This window comes from Promicromonospora kroppenstedtii DSM 19349, from assembly GCF_000515355.1.
Classification (GTDB): domain Bacteria; phylum Actinomycetota; class Actinomycetes; order Actinomycetales; family Cellulomonadaceae; genus Promicromonospora; species Promicromonospora kroppenstedtii.
In genome coordinates this window covers 9,139-12,824 of the sequence record NZ_KI911633.1, presented here as the reverse complement: position 1 = coordinate 12,824, position 3,686 = coordinate 9,139, and the positions used below count along the sequence as shown (strand labels likewise).

Here is a 3,686-nt window from a genome sequence, read left to right as displayed (position 1 = left end):
CAGCTCCGCGTCCACGATCGGTGACTTGCGGTCGTTGACCAGCGCGACCTTGACGGGGTCCACGTCCAGCGCGAACACCTCGTGGTGCTGGGAGAGCAGCACCGCGTTCGACAACCCGACATACCCCGTACCGACAACAGCGATCTTCACGACGAATCCCTTCGATTTCTGCGACGGGGCAGCCCGGTGCCTCCGGGAGCGTTGCCCTGTCGCGATGCTAGGCGGGCGGTGCACCGGATCAAAGCGCGGTGCCTTGCGGTCGGAACCAGGTCAGCCACCCACGGCGGTGGTGAAGGGCCGCAGCCGCTCCTCCAACCACGGTTGGAGTGTCCTGGCGAACGTGTCGGTCACGTGGCTGCTCCCGTCCCGGTAGACGAACACCGACCCGACGACGGCGGGGCAGTGCTCCTCGGTGCAGAAGCGGTCGCTCAGGTCGACGAGGGTCACGCCGTCCATGTCGCGCGCGGCCGCGTGGAAGTACTCGGGCAGGGAGAACGCCTCGGCGCGCTCCACGCCGCACGCGGCGGGGTCCGACGACGTCGTGACGCACTCGCGTGCCTCGTCCGGCATGCGCGGGGTGTCGGCGAGGACGGCGACGGGCAGACCAGCCGCGGTGAACTCTGCCCAGCGGTCGCGGAAGCCGCCGACCGCGGTGCCCCGGTCCTTCTTCCCGGAGGCGTCGTCGAACGTGTAGCCGGCCCGGGCGGACGTGACCACGGCGTCGTAGCCGCCGGTCAGGATCCGGTCGGTGACCTCGGCGTTCCAGGCGATACAGGTGGTCTCGTCGAAGGTGGAGTCGAGGTTCCCGACCGCCGCCGTGAACGGGCACGCACCCTTGAAGAACAGCGTGATGCGCCAGCCGTTGGCCTTGGCGATCTCGGACATCGGCGTCGTCCACTGGGCCAGGTGGGAGTCGCCCACCATGGCGATGGAGCGGTCGCCCTCCGGGTCGCCGAGCACGCATTCGCGCACGCCCTCGCCCTCGGGCTGGACGCGGCACTCGTCGGTGTAGACGGGCGGCAGGTCGTCCTCGGCCACCGCGGGCTCGGGCACGATCTCCGTGATCGAGTCGGGTGCGCAGAGGGTGCCGTCCGCCTGGATCGCCGCGGCGCCGAAGCAGTCCGTGCCGATCGCCTCGTTCGCGATCTGCTGGCTCTCGCGCTCCTGGGCGTTGATGACCTGGACACCCGCGACCGGGGCCACCAGGGCCACCACCGTGGCACCGACCAGCACGGCGTAGGTCACGCGCGGACGGCGCCCCGCGAGGGCCGGGGCCCGGCGGACCGGGTCCTCGACGTACAGCTTGGTCAGCCAGGCCAGGACCAGCGTCGCGGCGAGGATCGCGAGCTTGGTCCGCCAGCCGAGGTCATGGCCGATGACGTACGGCAGGATCACGATGGGTGGCCAGTGCCACAGGTAGATCGAGTAGGAGTTGTCGCCCAGCCAGCGCACCGGCGCCAGGTTGTACAGGCGCGTCGGGGCCAGCGGGTGGTTCGACTCGCCGGCCGCCACGACCAGCAGGACGCCGGCGACGGGCAGCAGGGCGGCATATCCGGGGAACGGGGTGGCGCTGCCGTAGGCGAAGACCGACACGACCAGCGCGGCCATGCCGGTCCACGACACGATCGCCGAGAGCCCGCCCCGGTTGGCCAGGGTGGTGCTGACGAAGGCGAGGAGCGCGCCGGCGCCGAACTGCCAGGCGCGGGTCGGCGTGACGAAGTAGGCGGCCGCCGGGTCCGTGAAGGTCAGCACGATGCCGTAGACCAGCGACGCGACGGTCACCACCACCAGCACGCCGAAGACGGCCGAGCGGCGGGACCGCCCGGTGCGGACGGCGAGCCAGGTGGCGCCGACGATCAGCAGCGGCCAGACCAGGTAGAACTGCTCCTCGACGCTCAGCGACCAGTAGTGCTGGACGGGCGACGCGGCGCTCTCGGCGGCCAGGTAGTCGACCGCCTGCGCGGCGAGCGCCCAGTTCAGCACGTAGACGATGGCCGCGATCGTGTCCTGGAGGAACGTCTGCCACAGCTCACGCGGCACGACCAGCAGCACGGCGACCGCCGAGACCACGGCCACCAGCATCGACGCGGGCAGCAGGCGCCGGACGCGGCGGGCCCAGAACTGGGGCAGGTCCACCTTCCCGGTCCGGTCCACCTCACGCAGCAGGTGCGATGTGATGAGGAATCCGGAGATCACGAAGAAGGCGTCGACGCCGATGTAGCCGCCGGGTACCTGCGCCGGCCAGAGGTGGTAGAGCACCACCGCCATCACTGCGAACGCGCGGAGCGCCTGGATGTCTCCTCGCACGCCTCGGGCGGCCTTCATACGATCGGTCACGTAATACCTTTCGGCTCGCGCGGAGCGCTGAGCCTTCGACTCTTTGCCGCCGGGGAGAGGGCCGTACGGGTCTCGGCGGCTGCGAGCATACCAACGGAGATCTGGTTCGATTCCCCACCTGCATCGTACGGAGCCGGGCGGGAACCGGCGGTCCCGGCAGGGTGCTCGAGGGACGTTCCCGGGCTCAGCCGAGGATGTCGCACGCGGCGGCGAAGACCGGTTCGACGAGCCCGTCCTGCAGCCCGAGCACCTCGCGGCGTACCTCGTCCTCCCGGGCGACGACGTCGAGCGCATGCTCGGCCAGCCGCTCGCCGAGATCCGGCAGGTCCGCCTCGTAGGCCCAGGCGGGGCGACCTATGTCATCGAGGAAGTATCGCATCTTGGGGTGGGTGACGATGCCCAGGACCGGCGTGCCCAGGCCGAAGGGGATCATGGTCGCGTGGCCGCGCATGCCGACCACCAGGCTCGCGTCGCGGTACACCACGAGGCTCTCGTCCAGGGTCCCGGCGTAGAGCCGCTCCACCGGCAGCTCGCGGTCGAACCCGGTGCGCAGGTCCTCGACCAGCCGCTCGTCGCTCGCGAGGTGCGCGGCGAAGGCGACGTCCGCCCCGCCGGCCCGCACGGCGTCGACGAACCGGGCCGTCTCCGCCAGGAAGTCCTGGTAGTTCTCCCCGTACCGCCGTGAGCTGCGGTCGAAGGCCGCGTTGAGCAGCACCCGGCCGCTCCCGGTCGCCGGAGAGCCCACGGGGTGGATCCGCGACAGGAGCGTCGTCGGGCACGGGACGTAGCGCACCCGGTCGTGGAGCGAGGGCGGCAGGAAGGACCGCACCCGGTCGATCGACCCGTGGTTGCGTAGGCCCAGGAACAGGGCCTTCTCGGTGAGCTTCGCCAGGCTCTCCTGGAAGAGGCTGTTCTTGAACGTCTGCCCCGGGAAGAGATTGTAGCCCACCGCGAACACGGCGAGCGGGGCCGTGATGCCGCCCAGGTGGGCGTTGTCGACGTTCCACTGCCAGCCCGAGCTGCCGTTGGGCGACGTGTCGGGCAGGAACAGGCCGCCGCCGCCCACGACGACGGCGCGGTGCGCGTTGAGCTGCTCGACGGCCACGTCGTCGACGACCTGGTGGGCGTGGTACGGGTGCCAGGTGAGGTCCGGCGTCCCTGTGGCGGTCTCGATCGCGTCCCGGACCGCGACGGGCAGGGCGACGTCGCCGAAGTTGCCGGAGGGCCCCGGGTAGAAGGCGACATGGGCGATGCTGCCGGTGAGGTCGGCGGCACCGAGCTCCCGGCCGCGCGCGGCCGTCCTGAGCTGCTCCAGCATCCGCGCGGCGGCGCGCCGCCCGGGGTCGGCG

At 71.4% G+C, this 3,686-nt stretch carries 2 protein-coding genes and 1 pseudogene; all 3 read right to left on the bottom strand.

Translation table 11 applies throughout. The features are described from left to right. Positions 1 to 150: pseudogene (locus PROKR_RS31400) on the bottom strand (UDP-glucose 6-dehydrogenase); the annotation flags it as partial. A gap of 120 nt (positions 151 to 270) precedes the next feature. Then, positions 271 to 2,337, bottom strand: a complete 2,067-nt coding sequence (locus PROKR_RS06245) for an acyltransferase family protein (RefSeq protein WP_169736339.1) — start codon at positions 2,335 to 2,337, stop codon at positions 271 to 273. 184 nt (positions 2,338 to 2,521) lie between these two features. Next, the coding region (locus PROKR_RS06240) for a polysaccharide pyruvyl transferase family protein (RefSeq protein WP_169736338.1) at positions 2,522 to 3,686 on the bottom strand (1,165 nt) is incomplete at its 5' end.